Source organism: Variovorax boronicumulans, from assembly GCF_030812215.1.
GTDB classification, from domain to species: domain Bacteria; phylum Pseudomonadota; class Gammaproteobacteria; order Burkholderiales; family Burkholderiaceae_C; genus Variovorax; species Variovorax boronicumulans_C.
Genome location: NZ_JAUSSG010000001.1, coordinates 1,179,940 through 1,197,231, shown reverse-complemented (window position 1 = coordinate 1,197,231; position 17,292 = coordinate 1,179,940). Strand labels below are relative to the sequence as shown.

The window sequence follows — 17,292 nt, the reverse complement described above, 5'->3', positions numbered from 1 at the left end:
TGGCCCGATGACCGACAAGAAAACGCTGCTGCTCGTCGATGGCTCGAGCTATCTCTACCGAGCCTTCCACGCCATGCCCGACCTGCGCGCCGTGCCCGGCGACCCGAAGAGTCCGGCCACCGGCGCCATCCGGGGAATGATCAACATGATGACGGCGCTGCGCCGTGAGGTGCGCGCCGATTACGCGGCCTGCATCTTCGATGCGCCTGGCAAGACCTTCCGCGACGACTGGTACCCCGAATACAAGGCCAACCGCTCGCCGATGCCCGACGACCTGCGCAGCCAGATCGACCCCATCCACGAAGTGGTGAAACTGCTGGGCTGGCCGGTGCTCAGCGTGCCCGACGTGGAGGCCGACGACGTGATCGGCACGCTCGCCAAGATTGCCGCCGGGCAGGGCATCGAGGTGATCGTCTCCAGCGGCGACAAGGACCTGAGCCAGCTGGTCGACGAGCACATCACCATCATCGACACGATGAATGGCAAGAAGCGCGACGTCGCCGGCGTGACGGCCGAGTTCGGCGTGCCGCCGAACCTCATGGTCGACTACCAGACGCTGGTGGGGGATTCGGTCGACAACGTGCCCGGCGTACCCAAGGTCGGCCCCAAGACTGCTGCCAAGTGGCTGCTCGAATACGGCTCGCTCGACGCGCTGGTCGAACGCGCTGCGGAAGTGAAGGGCGCCGCCGGCGAAAACCTCCGTGGCGCCATCGACAAGCTGCCGCTGAGCAAGCGTCTGGTGACGATCCGCACCGATTGCGACCTCGACGGCCACGTCACAGGCCTGCCGTCGCTCGAAGGCCTGCCGGTCGGCGCACCGCAGACCGAGGAACTCAAGCCCTTCTACGAGAAGTTCGGCTTCAAGAGCCTCGTCAAGTCGCTCGAAGCGCAGGCAGTTCCGCCCGAGTTGATCGAGGAAAACGCCAAGAAGAAGTCTGCCAAGGCCGCCAACACCGACCAGGGCGGCCTGTTCGACGAGCCTTCGGACCTGAGCGCGCTCGATGCCGCCGCGCCCGCGAGCAACCTCAAGTACGACACCATCACCACCTGGGAGCAGTTCGACAGCTGGCTCGCAAGGCTCGAGGCCGCCGAGCTTGCAGCGATCGACACCGAGACCACCTCGCTGGACGAAATGGTCGCGCAGATCGTCGGCGTGAGCTTCAGCGTCGAGCCCGGCGAGGCGGCCTACATTCCGCTCACGCACAACTACCCCGACGCGCCCGCGCAACTGCCCATCGACGAGGTACTCGCCAAGCTGAAGCCCTGGCTCGAGAACCCCGACAAGAAAAAGCTCGGCCAGCACATCAAGTACGACCGCCATGTGTTCGCCAACCACGGCATCGAGGTGCAGGGCTACGCGCACGACACCATGCTGCAGAGCTATGTGCTCGAAGTGCACAAGCCGCACGGCCTCGCGTCCCTGGCCGAGCGCCACCTGGGCCGCAGCGGCATCTCCTACGAAGACCTGTGCGGCAAGGGCGCGCACCAGATTTCCTTCAGCCAGGTCGACATCGCCAAGGCCGCCGAATATTCGTGCGAGGACAGCGACCAGACCCTGGACGTGCACCGCACGCTGTGGCCCCAGCTCGAAGCCGACGAGAAGCTGCGCTTCGTCTACCAGCTCGAGATGGATTCGAGCGAGGCGCTTTACCGTGTCGAACGCAACGGCGTGATGATCGACAGCGCCACGCTCGCCGCGCAAAGCCACGAACTCGGCACGCGCATCATGGCGCTGGAGCAGGAGGCCTACGAGATCGCGGGCCAGCCCTTCAACCTCGGTTCGCCCAAGCAGATCGGCGAGATCTTCTTCACCAAGCTGGGGCTGCCGGTGGTCAAGAAAACGCCGAGCGGCGCGCCCAGCACCGACGAAGAAGTGCTGGAGAAACTGGCGGAAGACTATCCGCTTCCCGCCAAGATCCTCGAGCACCGCGGCCTGTCGAAACTCAAGGGCACCTACACCGACAAGCTCGGCCAGTTGGCCAACCCGCGCACCGGGCGCGTGCACACGCACTATGCGCAGGCCGTGGCTGTCACGGGGCGCCTCAGCAGCAACGACCCGAACCTGCAGAACATCCCGATCCGCACGCCCGAAGGCCGCCGCGTGCGCGAGGCCTTCGTGGCGCCGGCGGGCAGCGTGATCGCCAGCGCCGACTACTCGCAGATCGAGCTGCGCATCATGGCCCACATCAGCGGCGACGAGTCGCTGCTGCGCGCCTTCACCGAAGGCATCGACGTGCACCGCGCGACCGCCGCCGAAGTGTTCGGCTCCACGCCCGACCAGGTGTCGAGCGAGCAGCGCCGCTATGCGAAGGTCATCAACTTCGGGCTCATCTACGGCATGAGCAGCTTCGGCCTGGCGAAGAACCTGGGCATCGAGACCAAGGCCGCGGCCTCCTACATCGAACGCTACTTCGCGCGCTACCCGGGCGTGAAGGCGTACATGGACGAGACCAAGGCGCTTGCCAAGGAACAAGGCTATGTCGAGACCGTGTTCGGCCGGCGCCTCTACCTGCCCGAGATCAACTCGCCCAACGGCCCGCGCCGCGGCGGCGCCGAGCGCGCGGCCATCAACGCGCCGATGCAGGGCACGGCGGCAGACCTCATCAAGCTGAGCATGGTCAAGGTACAGAACGTGCTTGACGAAGAGAAGCGCGCCACCCGGATGATCATGCAGGTGCACGACGAACTGGTGTTCGAAGTGCCCGAGGCCGAAGTCGAATGGGTGCGCACCGAAATCCCGCGCCTGATGGCCGGCGTGGCGGCGCTCAAGGTGCCGCTGCTCGCCGAGATCGGCATCGGTCCCAACTGGGACAAGGCTCACTGAATAGACAAGACCCAAGAAGAATCGCACCCATGAAAATCCAGCCCCGCAAATTCCTGCTTGCCGCCGTCTGCGCCGCCTTCCTCGGCACCGCCTTCGCAGCGCCCGATGCCCGCATCGCTTCGCTCGCCGCGAAAGAAAAGCCCGCGCTGCTCGACACGCTCAAGGAGCTGGTCTCCATCGAATCGGGCAGCCGCGACCTCGAAGGCCTCGAAAAGATCTCCGACCTCATCGCCGCGAAGTTCAAGGCGCTGGGCGGCGAGGTCGAGCTGATCGATCCGAGCGCCGAGGCCTACCGCATGGACGACACGCCCGAAAAAATCGGTCGCGTCGTGCGCGCCACCTTCAAGGGCATGGGCACGAAGAAGATCATGCTCATTGCGCACATGGATACGGTCTACACCGTGGGCATGCTCAACCGGCAGCCGTTCCGCATCGAGGGCGACAAGGCCTACGGCCTGGGCATCGCCGACGACAAGCAGGGCGTGGCGGTCATCACCCACACGGTGGCGATGCTGCAGGCGCTGAAGTTCAAGGAATACGGCACGCTCACCGTGCTGATCAACGGCGACGAGGAAATCAGCTCGCCGGGCGCGCGCGCGCTCATCACGCGGCTGGGCGGCGAGCACGATGCGGTGATGTCGTTCGAGGGCGCCTCCATCAAGGACGACAAGCTTTCGCTGGCCACCGCGGGCATCGCCTCGGTCACGCTGAACGTCACCGGCAAGGCCTCGCATGCGGGCTCGGCACCCGAGCTGGGTGTGAATGCGCTGTACGAACTCTCGCACCAGATCCTGCAGATGCGAGACCTCTCCGACCCGGCTACGGGCCTGAAGATGAACTGGACCATTTCCAAGTCGGGCACCAACCGCAACGTGATCCCGGCATCGGCCACAGCGAGCGCCGACGTGCGCGTGCTCAAGGTGGCCGACTACGACCGCATCGAGCAGCAGGTCAACGAGCGCGTGAAGAAGCAGCTGATTCCCGAGGCCAAGGTCGAGCTGAAGTTCGAGCGCCGCCGCCCGCCGCTCGAGGCCACCGCCGCCTCGATCGCGTTCGCCAAGCATGCGCAGGCGATCTACAAGGACGAGCTTGGCCGTCCGCTGGGCGCCGACGACAAGGCCGCCGGTGGCGGCACCGATGCCGCCTTCGCCTCGCTCAAGACCAAGGCGCCCGTTGTCGAGCGCTTCGGCCTGCAGGGCTTTGGCGCGCACTCGGCCGATGCCGAATACGTGCTGATCGATTCCATCGAGCCGCGCCTGTATCTCGCCACGCGCATGGTGATGGACATTTCGCGCGGAAAATGAGCTCATCCCCAGGCTTCGCGCACTTCGTGTCGCTTTCGCCAACCCCTTCCGGGGGCAACACCAGTGGCCCGGCAAAGCCGGCTCCACGGTGTTCCCGGAAGGGAGCATGACCCGCTGTCACTGATTGATCGTCATGCGGCTGCGCCACATCGAGGTCTTCAACGCGATCATGCTGACCGGCAGCGTGAGCGCTGCGGCGCGGCTCATCAACATCACGCAGCCGGCGGTGAGCCGCACCTTGCAGCACGCGGAACTGCAGCTGGGCTTTCCGCTGTTCCAGCGCGCGAAGGGGCGGCTCTCGCCGACCACCGAGGCCCTCACGCTGTACCCGCACATCGAACGCCTGTTCGCGCAGCTCGACGAAGTGCAGCGGCTGGCCGCCAACCTCAAGGCCGGCAGCGACACGGGCGAGCTGCGCATCCTGAGCGTGCTCGCGCTGAGCTATGAGATATTGCCGCGCGCGCTCAAGGCCTTCCGCGAAAAGCATCCGGGCTACGCGATCACCGTCGAGTCGCTGCATTCGCCGCAGATCATGTCGGCGCTGCTGCTGCAGGAAGCCGACGTGGGCTTCGCCTTCAGCCCCGTGGTGCATCCCTCGCTCACGCAGGAGACGCTGGCCGACAGCCGCATGGTGTGCATCGCGCCCAAGGGCTTGCTGCCGCGCGCGCTGGTGCGCAACGGTTCGGTGGCGCTGCACGACCTGGTCGATCGCCCGGTGATCGGCCTGGACAGCCGCGACCCGGTCGGCACGAGTCTCAGCCAGGCCTGCCGACAGGCTGGCGTCGGCTTCCAGCAGGCCGTGGTGACGGTGCAGACCTACCACGCGGCGCTGGCCATGGCGCATCACGGCCTCGGCGTGGCGCTGGTCGACGGCTGCACCGCGCGTTCCGCGGATCGCGAAAAGGTCGATGTGCTCACGCTCGAGCCGCACATCCCGGTGCCGGTGCGCGCGCTGCGCTTCACCGGCCGGCCCGATTCGGTGGCGGTGCGCGGCATCACGCGCTGCATGCAGCAGGCGATCCAGGAAGTGCTTTAGATACTTTGGGTCCGCAACGGGAAGTACGCCTGAAGCGCCTCGTCGGCGCGCAGCCTCGATTTCTCCAGGATCTCCGGCCCGAGGCCCGTTCCCTGAACCGAGAAGAAGTGCAGGTCCTTCAAACCGATCTGGGCCAGGATGACCGTCATTGCGACCACTTCCAGATTCTTGTGAAAGCGGAAGTCTAGGAAGCGCATGGCCTATGCCATAGATCCATGAATGAAGATTGGCACTGATCCATAATTTGCCGTCACCACCACGGCGCGTTCATCCCGAGCGGGCCGAGAAAGAAGGCCCTTCATGACCGCCGGGAAGACCAGCAACCTCTCGCCCCTGGACCCCGGCGCGGCCGAGCCTTACTACCGGCAGATCTACGAGCGGTTCCGCAGCGCCATCGCCGGCGGGTTGCTCAAGCCCGGCGACCGGATTCCCTCGGCGCGCGCGCTGACCAAGGAGCTGGGCCTGGCCCGGGGCACCATCGACACCGCGTATTCCCTGCTGGCCGCCGAGGGCTACATCCAGGCTCGCGGCCAGGCCGGCACCATCGTCACGCCGGGCCTCAAGCCGCGCACGCCCGTGGCCATCCCGTCGCCCGTGATCGACAACGGGACTTCCTCGATCGGCTTTCGTCCCTATTCGATCCTTCCGTTCCAGATGGGCTTGCCCGCGCTGGACGAATTTCCCCGAAAGATATGGGCCCGCCTCGGCGCGCGGTGCGCGCGGGCGATGCAGCCGTCGGACATGACGCATCCCTCCGTCTACGGACAGCCCGCATTGCGCGCGGAAATCGCCGCCTACCTGCAGGTCTCGCGCGGGATCCATTGCGCTGCGTCGCAAGTGTTCGTGACCTCGGGATACCGTCACTCCATCGAGCTGATCGGGCTCGCCTTGCTGAAGGCGGGCGACCGCGTCTGGCTCGAAGACCCGGGCTATCCGCCCACGCGCGAATTGCTCGCGCACATGCAGATCGCCTCCGTTCCGGTGCCGGTCGACGCAGACGGCATGGTCGTTGCCGAAGGCGTCCGCTCGGCGCCGCGTGCGCGCATGGCCGTGGTCACGCCGGCGCACCAGAGCCCGCTGGGTGTCTCCCTGTCCTTGCAGCGGCGCCTCGCGCTGCTCGACTGGGCGGGGCGGAACAACGCATGGATCGTGGAGGACGACTATGACGGCGAGTACCGCTATGTGAGCCGCCCCCTGCCTGCGCTCAAGAGCCTGGACCGCGACGGGCGCGTGCTCTATGCGGGCACCTTCAGCAAGGTGCTTTTTCCGAGCCTTCGGCTGGCGTACCTCGTGGTGCCGCAAGCGCAGGTCGAGCGCTTCGAGCAGATCATCCAGACCTTCGCGGGCGGCAGCCCCGAACTCACGCAGTCCATCGTCACGGCCTTCATCAAGGAGGGCCACTTCGCGCGCCACATCCAGCGCATGCGCAAGCTCTACGCCGAACGCCGCGAGGCGACCAGCGCGGGCCTGGCAAACGTGCTGGGCAAGCGCGTGCGCATCGACGCGCTGCCCGGCGGCATGCACCTCATCCTGCGGCTTTCCGGCCGCCAGTCGGACCGCAAGCTCATGCTGCGCATGCGGGAGGAGGGCCTGTTCGCGGAGGCGCTGTCGGAATGGACGCAGCGCGGGAAGGGCGCCTCGGCATTGCTCGTCAACTTCACGAACATCGATTCGCGGGCCACGGCCGAGAAGCTGGGAAAGCGCATCCTGTCCCTGATGTGATCCGAGGAATCATGGTCTAGAACCGAATGCCATTCTTGGCTCTTCTGAACTGGACCAAGATCTCCGACGATGGAGTCCTTCCCAATCAGCAAACATACAAGGATTCCTCATGAGCAATCGCATCGACTACGCCAGGATTTCGCCCGACGTCTACAAGGCCTTCGGCGGGGTGTACGTCACCGTCCAGAAGAGCGGCCTGCCCAAGCAACTGGTCGATCTGGTCTACCTGCGGGTGTCGCAGATCAACGGCTGCGCCTACTGCATCGACATGCATTCGCGCGATCTGCTGAAGTCCGGCCTCGCGGTCGACAAGCTGGTGCTGGTGCCGGTGTGGCACGACGCGGGCGCGGTGTTCAGTGCCCGCGAGCGCGCGGCGCTCGCCTGGGCGGAAACCGTGACGCGCGTCGCCGAGACGGGCGTGCCCGATACCGACTACGAAGCCGCCACCGCCGAATTCGGCGACAAGGAACTGGCGGATCTCACCTATGCGATCAGCCTGATGAACGCCTTCAACCGCTTCGGCGTCACCTTCCGCTCGACGCCTGCAGCCACGGCCGCTGCCGAGGCCTGAGCGCCATGGCATGGACCCTGCTCGGCATCGCCGGGCTTCTCGAGATCGTCTTCGCCTTCGCGATGAAATCGTCCGAAGGCTTCACACGGCTGGTGCCCGCGCTGTTCACGGTCGGTGCCGGCTTGTCGAGCGTGGTGCTTCTGGCCCTGTCGATGCGCACGCTGCCGATGGGCACGGGCTACGCGGTGTGGACCGGCATCGGCGCGGCTGGCAGCGCGATCGTGGGCATGGTGGTGCTGGGCGACTCCGCCGCGCCGATGCGGCTCTTGTGCATCGCGCTCATCCTGGCGGGTGTGATCGGGCTGAAGCTGGTCACGGCCGACTGACGAAGCGAAGGAGCGGGCATCGGCCCGCGCCATAATCCGCCGCCATGCACGTCCTTCGAACCCTCTGCTTCCTGCGCCGCCTGGCGCTGGCATGGTTCATGGCCTCGCTGCTGGTCGCGGGGGCGTCGCCCCTCGTGAACCCGCAGGCGATGGAGCTGGTGTGCTCCGCCACCGGCAGCGTCAAGCTCATCGTGCAGGGTGACGATGGCCCCACCGAGATGGGCATGGCGGCGATGGACTGTCCGCTGTGCATGGTCTCCGCGCCGCCGCCTCCCGCCGCGCAGGTGGCGCTGCCCACGCCGTTGCCTTTGGGCCGCGCGCTGCAATCGATTCCCGCTGCCCGCATCGCGGCAGCCACGGCCTCGCCGCTGCCGGCGCGCGGGCCGCCCGCACTCTCCTGAACTCCCGCACTTCCTCCACCTGACGTGGCCTTCGGGCGCGCGGTGGGCCTTCGGTCGTTCCGCGGCCGGCGCAGCGTTGTCGCCCCTGTCGGGCTTGCGCGCGCCGCCGCCAGAGAGATTCCATGTCCCGTATTCCTTCCGCCCCCACGCTGGGGCTCGCGGCCTTGTTCGGCGCCGCCTGCGCGCCCGGTCTCGCGGTCGCACAAGAAGCCGATGCGGCAGCACGGTCCCTGCCGCAGGTCGAAGTGACCGACGACGCGCCCAGCCCCAACGGCCGGCTCGACCTCGACACCCCCGCCGACACCGCGAGCCGCCTGGGCCTCACGCCGCGCGAGACGCCGGCCTCGGTCACCGTGGTGAACCGCTCGGTCATCGATGCGCGCGGCGCGCAGAACACGCAGGAGATCCTGCGCGCCATTCCCGGCGTGACCGCACACGATGCGCCCGGCAACATCGGCGTGAGCTACCGCGGCTTCGGCGCCAACTCGATCGGCCAGCTTTTCAACGGCATCAACGTGCAGTATTCGATTGCTGCACGGCCGGTGGACAGCTGGATCTACGACCGCGTCGAGGCCATCGGCGGGCCGTCGAGCTTCCTGTTCGGCTCGGGCGCGCTGGGCGGCTCGATCAACTACATCACCAAGACGCCCGAGCGCAGCGACTTCGCCGAGGCGCGGCTGCGCCTGGGCACGCAGCACCTGCAGGAAGCCTCCTTCGGGCTGAACCGCCGCGTGGCCGGCGACGGCGGCGCGGGCAGCCACTACGCGCGCATCGACGTGAACCACCGCGATGCCAACGGCTGGACCGACGGCACCGGCAGCCGGTCGACGCAGCTTGCGGCCTCGCTGCTCTCGGACCTTGGCGGCGGCCTCAGGCACACGCTGGCCTACGAGTTCCAGGACGAGAGCGTCGACCGGCCCTACTGGGGCACACCGGTGCTCAACCCGGTGGCCGGCACGATGCGCATCGACCCCGGCATCCGCTTCAAGAACTTCAACAGCAGCGACGGCCTTTATGCGCAGCGCGTGCAGTGGTTGCGCTCGGTCACCGAATGGCAGGCCACCGATGCGCTGCAGCTGAAGAACACCTTCTATGCCTACGACGCGCTGCGCGACTACCGCAACGTCGAGAGCTACCGCTACAACCCGGGCAACACCGCGGTGATCCGCTCCGGCGCGTTTCTGCAGCGGCACGACCAGGACGTGTGGGGCAACCGCATCGAGGGGCTCTACAAGGGGCGGCTCGGCGAGCTGAAGAGCGACTGGTCCTTCGGGCTGGACTTCAGCGTGAACCGGCAGACGCGCTTTCCCAACAGCCTGACCGGCACGGTGAGCACGGTGAACCCGTATGCCTTCACCGTCGAGCGCTTCTTCGAAGTGAAGGGCATGGTGCCCGGCTTCCGGCCCGACCGCGACAACAAGGTGCGGACCACCGCGCTCTACCTGGAGAACCGCACGGCCCTGATGCCTGCGCTGCACCTGATCACGGCGCTGCGCCACGAGCGCATCGACCTGGACCTGGTGAACCGTCGCACGGTGGATGCGGCCAACCCCACCACCTTCCATCGCGGCTACAAGCCCACGACCGGTCGCATCGGGCTGGTGTGGGATGTGGCGCCGGGCGCGAGCCTGTATGCGCAGTACGCCACGGCGGCCGATCCGCCCTCGGGTGTGCTCTCCACCGCGTCGTTCGCCGACGTGCGCAACAACAGCGAGCTCACCACCGGCCGGCAGGTGGAAATCGGCACCAAGCTCGATTTCTGGCAGGGCAAGGGCACGGCCACGCTCGCGGCCTACGGCATCCGCCGCAAGAACATCGCGTCGCAGGACCCGAACAACAGCACGCTCACCGTGCTCGTCGGCGAGCAGTCGTCCAAGGGCGTGGAGCTGGCGGTGGGCCTGCAGCCGACGCGGCAATGGTCGCTGCAGGGCAACCTCACGTATGTCGATGCGCGCTACGAACGCTTCACGCAGGGCGGCGTGTCGCTCGCGGGCCGCACGCCGACCAACACGCCGGCCGTGGTCGCGAACCTCTGGGTGTCGTACGCGTTCACGCCGCGCCTCACGGCCAGCGCGGGCGTGCGGCACGTGGGCAAGGTGTACGCCGATGCGGCGAACACCGCGAGCTGGCCGGGCTACACGCTGCTCGACCTCGGGCTGAGCTGGAAGGTGAGCAACACCGTCACCGTGGTCGGCCGCATCCGCAACGCGACGGACCGCATCCACGCCGTGAACGTCGGCAGCACCTTCGCCTACCTCGGTGCGCCGCGCACGGCGGACGTCTCGCTGCGCGTGGCGTTCTGATTCGGGGACAGACACCATGCATGCCAAACGCTGGTTGTTCCTGATCCACCGCTGGCTGGGCGTGGTCGTCTGCGCCTTCTTCGCGATGTGGTTCGTCTCGGGCGTGGTGATGATGTACGTGGGCTACCCGAAGCTCACCGAGGCCGAGCGGCTGCAGCATCTGCCGCCGCTCGATGCGGCGGCGCCTTTGCTGGGACCCCGGCAGGCGCTCGATGCCGCCGGTATCGACGGGCCGCTGCGCGAACTGCGGCTGGCGGCGGCCAGCGGCGGGCGCGCGGTGTACCTGGCGGTGCCTGCCCGCGAGGCGGAGGCCGGCCGGCGCCGCGCGCCGCCGGGCAGCGGCACGGTGGTGGTCGATGCCGAAACCGGCGCCGTGCTGCGCGAGGTGGACCGTGCCCGCGTGCTCGCGAGCGCACAGGCGTACGCGGGTGCCGGCGTGCCGCTCGACTACCGCGGCGCCATCGGCGAAGACGCCTTCACCCATTCGCGCGGGCTCGACGCCCATCGCCCGCTGCATGTGGTCGACCTCGGCGATGCGGAGGCCACGCGGCTCTATGTGTCGGGCAAGACCGGCGAGGTGGTGCGCGATGCGCCGCGCGCCGAGCGGCTCTGGAACTATGCGGGCGCGTGGATCCACTGGCTGTATCCGCTGCGCGGCACGGGCCTGGACCGCTACTGGGCGGACATCGTCAACTGGCTCTCCATCGTCGGCATCGCCGTCACGCTCACCGGCACCGTGGTGGGCGTGATGCGCTGGCGCTTCCGGCGCACCTACAAGAGCGGGTCGCACTCGCCGTACCAGGGCTTCATGATGCGGTGGCATCACATCACCGGGTTGCTCGTCGCGCTGGTGACGCTGACGTGGATCTTCAGCGGGCTCATGTCGATGAACCCCTGGCGCGTGTTCGACAGCGGCGCGCCGGCCCTGCGCACCGAAGCGATGAACGGCGGGCCGCTCGTTGTCGCCGCAGGGGGCGCAACGCCCGCCGCGCTGCTGGCCGCCACCGGCGGCGGCGTGCGCGAACTGCGCTGGGTGCGTGTGGCAGGGCAGACCCTGGTGCTCGCGAGCGCGGGCACTGGCCGGCCGACGGTGCGCGACGCGCAAAGCGCCCAGCCGCACACGCCCGACCCCGAGGTGCTGCGCACCGCGGCCGCCCGCCTGCTGCCCGATGCCGTCGAACGCATCGACGTCCTCACCGCCTACGACAGCCACTACTACACGCGCGAGCCGCACACCATGACAGGCGGCACCGACAAGCCCCTGCCGGTCTGGCGCGTGGTGTTCGCCGATGCGCATGCCACCTGGGTGCATGTCGATCCGCACACCGGCGCGGTGATCGGCCGCTCCGACCACCTGCGCCGGCTGAGCCGCTGGCTGTTCGCGATGCTGCACAGCTGGGACTGGCTGCCGCTGCTCGACCACCGCCCCCTGTGGGACGTGCTGCTCGTGGCACTGAGTCTGGGCGGTGCGCTGCTGAGCCTGACCGGCGTGGTGATCGGCTGGCGGCGCCTGGGCCGCAAGCTCAGGGCGTCGGCGCGGAAGGCGCCACCAGCGCCTGTGCGACCCGCAGCGCGGAGCCGAAGGCCAGCGTGAAGCCCAGCGCACCATGGCCGGTGTTGAACAGCATGTTCGACGGTGCGCTGTCCAGCCGGCCGATGATCGGCAACCCCTTCGGCGTGGCGGGCCGCATGCCGGTCCACGGATGCAGCTCTTCGAGCCGGCTCGCATGCGGGAAGAGGGCGCGCGTGGCGGCTGCCAGCGTCTCGATGCGCGTGGCCGGAATGCTCGCGTCGTGCCCCACCAGCTCGGCCATGCCCGCCACGCGCAGGCGCGAGCCGATGCGCGCGAACACCACCTTGCGTGCGCTGTCGGTCACGTTCACGGTCGGCGCGGCGCCCGGCGAAGGATCGACCTCCACCGTGATGCTGTAGCCCTTGAGCGGGTACACCGGCAGGTATGCGCCCAGCGCGCGGCCGAGCTTGTGCGAGGCCGAGCCCAGCGCCATCACGAAGGCATCGGCCTCGATGTCGCCCTGGCTCGTGTTCATCGCCGCGACCTGGTGGCCGTTGCGCGCGAAGCCGTGCACGTCGGTGCCGAGCAGGAAGCGCACGCCGCGTGCCTGCAGCGCGCGCATCAGTTCCGCGCACACCTTGAGGCAATCGGCCGCGCATTCGCTCGGCGTATGGACCGCCCCTGCCATCTGGCCGCGGTAGCCCGCGAGCGCGGGTTCGATGGCGATGCACTCGTCGGGCGAGACGATGCGCTGCTCGCTGCCCATGGTGCGCTGCAGTTCGAGCTGCGCACGCGCTCCCTCGAGCGAGGCGGAGCTGGCGTACAGCACCAGTTTGCCGGTGGCCGAGAAGTCGCAGTCGGGTGCGATGTCGGCCTGCATCGCCTCGAACTCGGTGCGGCTCGATGCGGCCAGTGCCAGGAGCTTGGCCGTGGTGTCGCGCGAAGTCCCCGCATTGCAGGCCGCGAGAAATTCAATGCCCCAGCGCCATTGCAGCGGGTCGAGCTGCGGGCGCAGCTTGAGCGGGGAGGTGGGCGAGAACAGCAGCTTGGGCAACTGCTTCCAGATCGACGGATCGGCCAGCGGCTGCACGTACGAATAGCTCAGTTGCGCGCCGTTGCCGCCGCTCGCGCCGGCACCGGGCGCCGCGCGGTCGATCACAGTGACCTGGTGGCCCCGGCGTTCGAGCTGCCAGGCGGTGGCCAGGCCTACGATGCCGGCACCGAGCACACACACATGCATGAAGGCAACTTTCGGGGAGTGAAGAGAAACTGAAGAGATTGCCTGCGACTGTAGGGGCGCCCCGCGCCGCCCGGAAATGCCAAAAGAACCCCCGCCCATAACCTTTGGGCATGACCCCGGGGTTAATTGGAATTGTCGCGATGTGTCACTCCTTCTTACACTGCGCTTCTGTTCAATCCAACCGAATGAAGGCTCGAATGAAACTCTCCGTCTTGATGGCATCCATGGCTGCCGCGGTGCTCTTCACCGCCACCGGCGCGCAAGCCGCCGACACGCTCGCCAAGATCGCCGAATCCGGCAAGATCACGCTCGCCTACCGCGAGTCGTCGGTGCCCTTCAGCTACCTGGACGGCCCCAACAAGCCGATCGGGTTCTCGGTGGAACTCTCCAACGCCGTGGTCGAAGCGGTGAAGAAGAAGTTGAACAAGCCCAACCTGCAGGTCGCGCTGATGCCGGTCACCTCGCAGAACCGCATTCCGCTCATCACCAACGGCACCGTCGACCTGGAGTGCGGCTCCACCACCAACAACACCGCGCGCGGCAAGGACGTGGCCTTCGCGGTCAATCACTTCTACACGGGCACGCGCCTCCTGACGAAGAAGTCCTCCAAGATCAAGGACTACGCCGACCTCGCCAAGAAGACTGTGGCCAGCACCACCGGCACCACCAACGCGCTGGTCATGCGCAAGTACAACGCCGACAAGAACCTCGGCATGGACATCGTGCTCGGCAAGGACCACGCCGATGCGTTCCTGCTGGTCGAGAGCGACCGCGCCGTCGCCTTCGCCATGGACGACATCCTGCTGTTCGGCCTGATCGCCAACTCCAAGAACCCGGCCGACTACGAAGTGGTGGGCGAATCGCTGCAGGTCGAGCCCTACGCCTGCATGCTGCCCAAGGACGACCCGGCTTTCAAGAAGCTGGTGGACGACACCTTCATCAACATGATGAAGAGCGGCGAGTTCGAGAAGCTCTACACCAAGTGGTTCATGCAGCCGATTCCGCCGAAGAACATGCCGCTGAACCTGCCGATGAGCGATCAGCTGAAGGAAAACCTCAAGGCCTTCAGCGACAAACCCGCCACTTGAGCTCGCCACCAGGCTGCGCGCACTTCGTGTCGCGCGCGCCTTCCCCCTACCGGGGGCAATACCTGCGGCCCGGCAAAGCCGGTTCCGCGGTATTCCTGAAACAGAGAAAGATCATGGTCTCGACGAACGTAGTTGGCATCTTGGGGGGCATGGGCCCCGCGGCGGGCGCCGATTTCGTCCGGCTCTTCGTGCAGGCCTGCGCGCAGCAGATGCGTGCGCGCGGCGAGCCGGTGCGCGACCAGTCGTTTCCCGAACACTGGCTCGCGCAGGTGCCGGTGCCCGACCGCACCGGCGCGCTGGCCTCGGACACGAGCGGCGCGCACCAGCCGCTGGAGCCGATGCTGCAGGCGCTGGGCCGGCTGGCCGCGCTCGGGAGCCGCGCCGTGGCCATCGCCTGCAACACAGCGCATGCCTGGCACGCGAACCTGCAAGAGCGCTTTCCGCAGATCGAGCTGTTGCACATGGCGCGCGAAACCGCGCAGCAGCTGGCCGCAGGGGGCGCGACCGAGGTGGCGCTGATGGCCACCGAAGGCACCTACCGCGTGCGTCTTTACGAACAGGCGCTGGCCGAAGCCGGCCTCGGCTGCCATGTGCCGCTGGCCGACGAGCGCCAGACCATCATGCGCGGCATCTTCGACGGCGTGAAGGCCGGCAACATGCCGCTGGCCGAGCGGTGCTTCTCCGAGGTCGCGCTGCGGCTGGCCGAGCGGCACGGGTCCGTCAGCATCATCATGGGCTGCACCGAGGTGCCGCTCGGGCTTCAGGGCTCGGCCGCGGTGGCCGGGCTGAGCCTGGTCGATCCGGCAGCGGTGCTGGCGGCCGCGTTGGCCCGCCGCGCGTACGGGGGCGGCGCCCCGACCCCACTGAATTCCCGGACATAGAGGCGCCCGGTCGATTTCGCCTACATTGCGGCGTGCGTTTTTTCGCGCAACGCCCCTTGTCCGACGATCAACTGGAGCCCCTCCAATGTCCCAACTCGACGACAGCCGTTCCGACTTCGATTCGCTTCGCCCCGGCGACAGCACCGAGCAGGGCGCCACGCGCCGCACCGCCCTGAAGGCCGCCATCGGCGTCGGCTATGCAGCCGCCGTGATGCCGGTGATGGCGCAGACCGCCATCACCACCTCGGCCGAAGGCCTGAAGGCCGGGCCGATCAAGTACACCGTCAACGGCTTCGAGGTGCCAGCCTATGCCGCTGCCCCGGCCGGCAAGACCGGCCTGCCGGTCGTCCTGGTGATCCAGGAGATCTTCGGCGTGCACGAATACATCGCCGACACCTGCCGCCGCTTCGCCAAGCTGGGCTACCTCGCCATCGCTCCCGAGCTGTATGCGCGCCAGGGCGATCCGCGCGGCTACACCGACATCCCGAAGCTCCAGGCCGACATCGTCAGCAAGGTGCCCGATGCGCAGGTCATCGCCGACCTGGACGGCGCGCTGGCCTATGCCAAGGCCAACGGCGGCGACACCAGCAAGGCCGGCATCACCGGTTTCTGCTGGGGCGGGCGCATCACCTGGCTCTACGCGGCCACCGGCAAGGTCAAGGCCGGCGTGGCCTGGTACGGCCGGCTGGTCGGCCAGGCGAGCGATCTGACCCCCAAGCACCCCGTCGACATCGCCGCCAGCCTGCAGGCGCCGGTGCTCGGCCTCTACGGCGGAAAAGACCAGGGGATCCCCCTTGACACGGTTGATAAGATGAAAGCAGCTCTGGCCAATGGGACTCCGGCGGCCAAGGCATCGAGCTTCGTCGTGTATCCCGAAGCAGGCCACGCGTTCCATGCCGACTACCGCCCCAGCTATGTAAAGAGCGCGGCGGACGACGGCTGGCAGCGCGCCACGGCCTGGTTCAAAGCCAATGGCGTCGCCTGACGACGGCGCCTTGTAGCCACTCTCCGCCGAAGGCCGTCCTGTGTGACGGCCTTTCTCTTTTTATGAACGGTACGCGGTCCTGACGACCGCTCCTCTTGCGCAAGCAGCTATGAATTTGATAGTGATCATCGCCGCGACCCTGGTCGCCGGCATCGGAAGTGTCTGGTTGGCGGCATTGCTGCTTCGCGTGGGCGTGCGCAGCGGCTCCGGCGGGGTGAATTCGCAGCACCTGTTGAGCCTGGCGGCCGGCGCGCTGCTCGCCACCGCCTTCATGCACCTCTTGCCCGAGGCCTTCGAAAGCCGCATCGAGCCCGCGCTGCTGTTCGCGGTGCTGCTCTTTGGCCTCGTGTTCTTCTTCCTGCTCGACAAGGCCGAGCTGTGGCACCACGGGCACGAGCACCATCATGGCGACGCGCCCGACAAGCCGGATGCGCACAACGGCCATGACCACGCGCACGACCACCACGGTCATGCACACAACCACGCCCCCAAGGGCGGCGGCAGCTGGGCCGTGCTCACCGGCGACAGCGTGCACTGCTTCGGCGACGGCATCCTGATCGCTTCCGCTTTCATCGCCGACATTCGCCTGGGCCTCGTGGCCGCCCTTGCCGTGCTCGCGCACGAGGTGCCGCACCACATCGGCGACCTCGTCGTGTTGCGCCAGAGTTCGGCCAACCAGCGCGCGGCGCTCATCAAGGTCTCGCTCGCGGGCACCATGACCATGCTCGGCGGCATCGCCGGCTGGTGGCTGGTCGACCAGTTGCACGGCTGGCTGCCGTACTTCCTGGTGCTGGCCGGCAGCAGCTTTGTCTATGTGGCGCTGGCCGACCTGATTCCGCAACTGCAAAAACGCTTGCCTGCTCGCCAGACCGCCGCGCAGATCCTGTGGCTGGTCGCGGGCATCGTGCTGGTCACGCTGGTGAGCCGGCTCGCGCACGGCGAGCATGGCCATGACCACGGCCACGACGATCCCGGACATGGCGAGCACGGGCACGTCCACAAGGACTGACGGCGCGGTTTTTTCGCAGGGTGAGGGCAGGGCGGGAAACTTTCCGACACCGACGCTGCCGATCGGATGAACCGGAACGGCCCAAACAG

Annotated in this window: 15 protein-coding genes; 13 read left to right on the top strand and 2 right to left on the bottom strand. The window is 67.6% G+C overall.

Annotated elements, in window-relative coordinates; genetic code table 11:
* Positions 1–7 precede the first annotated feature (7 nt).
* The 3 genes from polA to J2W23_RS05630 all read left to right on the top strand — a co-directional run bounded on the left by polA (position 8) and on the right by J2W23_RS05630 (position 5,164).
* Complete coding sequence (polA, locus tag J2W23_RS05640) at positions 8–2,824, top strand: DNA polymerase I (RefSeq protein ID WP_307647962.1); 2,817 nt, start codon at positions 8–10, stop codon at positions 2,822–2,824.
* A gap of 29 nt (positions 2,825–2,853) precedes the next feature.
* Entirely contained in the window at positions 2,854–4,128 is a 1,275-nt protein-coding gene (locus tag J2W23_RS05635) for a M20/M25/M40 family metallo-hydrolase (RefSeq protein ID WP_307647961.1), read from the top strand.
* A gap of 133 nt (positions 4,129–4,261) precedes the next feature.
* Positions 4,262–5,164, top strand: a complete 903-nt coding sequence (locus J2W23_RS05630; protein ID WP_176658849.1) for a LysR family transcriptional regulator — start codon at positions 4,262–4,264, stop codon at positions 5,162–5,164.
* Here the strand turns inward: J2W23_RS05630 and J2W23_RS05625 are convergent.
* Positions 5,161–5,313, bottom strand: a complete 153-nt coding sequence (locus tag J2W23_RS05625) for a hypothetical protein (protein WP_307647960.1) — start codon at positions 5,311–5,313, stop codon at positions 5,161–5,163. The genes J2W23_RS05630 and J2W23_RS05625 overlap by 4 nt on opposite strands.
* 151 nt (positions 5,314–5,464) lie before the next feature.
* Between J2W23_RS05625 and pdxR the strand changes: the two genes are divergently transcribed.
* From pdxR to J2W23_RS05595, 6 genes are all read left to right on the top strand, one after another.
* Positions 5,465–6,886, top strand: a complete 1,422-nt coding sequence (gene pdxR / locus J2W23_RS05620) for a MocR-like pyridoxine biosynthesis transcription factor PdxR (protein ID WP_307647959.1) — start codon at positions 5,465–5,467, stop codon at positions 6,884–6,886.
* A gap of 109 nt (positions 6,887–6,995) precedes the next feature.
* On the top strand, positions 6,996–7,457 hold the full coding sequence (locus J2W23_RS05615) for a carboxymuconolactone decarboxylase family protein (RefSeq protein WP_307647958.1): 462 nt from the start codon (positions 6,996–6,998) through the stop codon (positions 7,455–7,457).
* A gap of 5 nt (positions 7,458–7,462) precedes the next feature.
* Positions 7,463–7,783 (top strand): quaternary ammonium compound efflux SMR transporter SugE, encoded by a 321-nt coding sequence (gene sugE / locus J2W23_RS05610; RefSeq protein ID WP_176658845.1) that lies wholly within the window; start codon positions 7,463–7,465, stop codon positions 7,781–7,783.
* 44 nt (positions 7,784–7,827) lie between these two features.
* Positions 7,828–8,184 (top strand): DUF2946 family protein, encoded by a 357-nt coding sequence (locus J2W23_RS05605; protein WP_307647957.1) that lies wholly within the window; start codon positions 7,828–7,830, stop codon positions 8,182–8,184.
* Positions 8,185–8,306: 122 nt separating this feature from the next.
* On the top strand, positions 8,307–10,487 hold the full coding sequence (locus J2W23_RS05600) for a TonB-dependent receptor (RefSeq protein WP_307647956.1): 2,181 nt from the start codon (positions 8,307–8,309) through the stop codon (positions 10,485–10,487).
* 16 nt (positions 10,488–10,503) lie between these two features.
* Positions 10,504–12,081: a PepSY domain-containing protein gene (locus J2W23_RS05595; protein ID WP_307647955.1), complete on the top strand. Its 1,578-nt coding sequence runs from the start codon at positions 10,504–10,506 to the stop codon at positions 12,079–12,081.
* Here the strand turns inward: J2W23_RS05595 and J2W23_RS05590 are convergent.
* On the bottom strand, positions 12,011–13,240 hold the full coding sequence (locus J2W23_RS05590; RefSeq protein WP_307647954.1) for a D-amino acid dehydrogenase: 1,230 nt from the start codon (positions 13,238–13,240) through the stop codon (positions 12,011–12,013). The genes J2W23_RS05595 and J2W23_RS05590 overlap by 71 nt on opposite strands.
* A gap of 197 nt (positions 13,241–13,437) precedes the next feature.
* Here J2W23_RS05590 and J2W23_RS05585 point away from each other — a divergent pair, with 197 nt between their 5' ends.
* From J2W23_RS05585 to J2W23_RS05570, 4 genes are all read left to right on the top strand, one after another.
* Positions 13,438–14,328 (top strand): transporter substrate-binding domain-containing protein, encoded by an 891-nt coding sequence (locus J2W23_RS05585; RefSeq protein WP_307647953.1) that lies wholly within the window; start codon positions 13,438–13,440, stop codon positions 14,326–14,328.
* Positions 14,329–14,441: 113 nt separating this feature from the next.
* A complete protein-coding gene (locus J2W23_RS05580; protein WP_307647952.1) occupies positions 14,442–15,209 on the top strand; it encodes an aspartate/glutamate racemase family protein in 768 nt (255 codons plus the stop codon).
* Positions 15,210–15,294: 85 nt separating this feature from the next.
* Positions 15,295–16,194: a dienelactone hydrolase family protein gene (locus tag J2W23_RS05575; protein ID WP_176658838.1), complete on the top strand. Its 900-nt coding sequence runs from the start codon at positions 15,295–15,297 to the stop codon at positions 16,192–16,194.
* A 109-nt stretch (positions 16,195–16,303) separates the two neighbouring features.
* Positions 16,304–17,203, top strand: coding sequence for a ZIP family metal transporter (locus J2W23_RS05570; protein WP_307647951.1), 900 nt, complete (start codon positions 16,304–16,306; stop codon positions 17,201–17,203).
* The last annotated feature ends 89 nt before the right edge of the window (positions 17,204–17,292 follow it).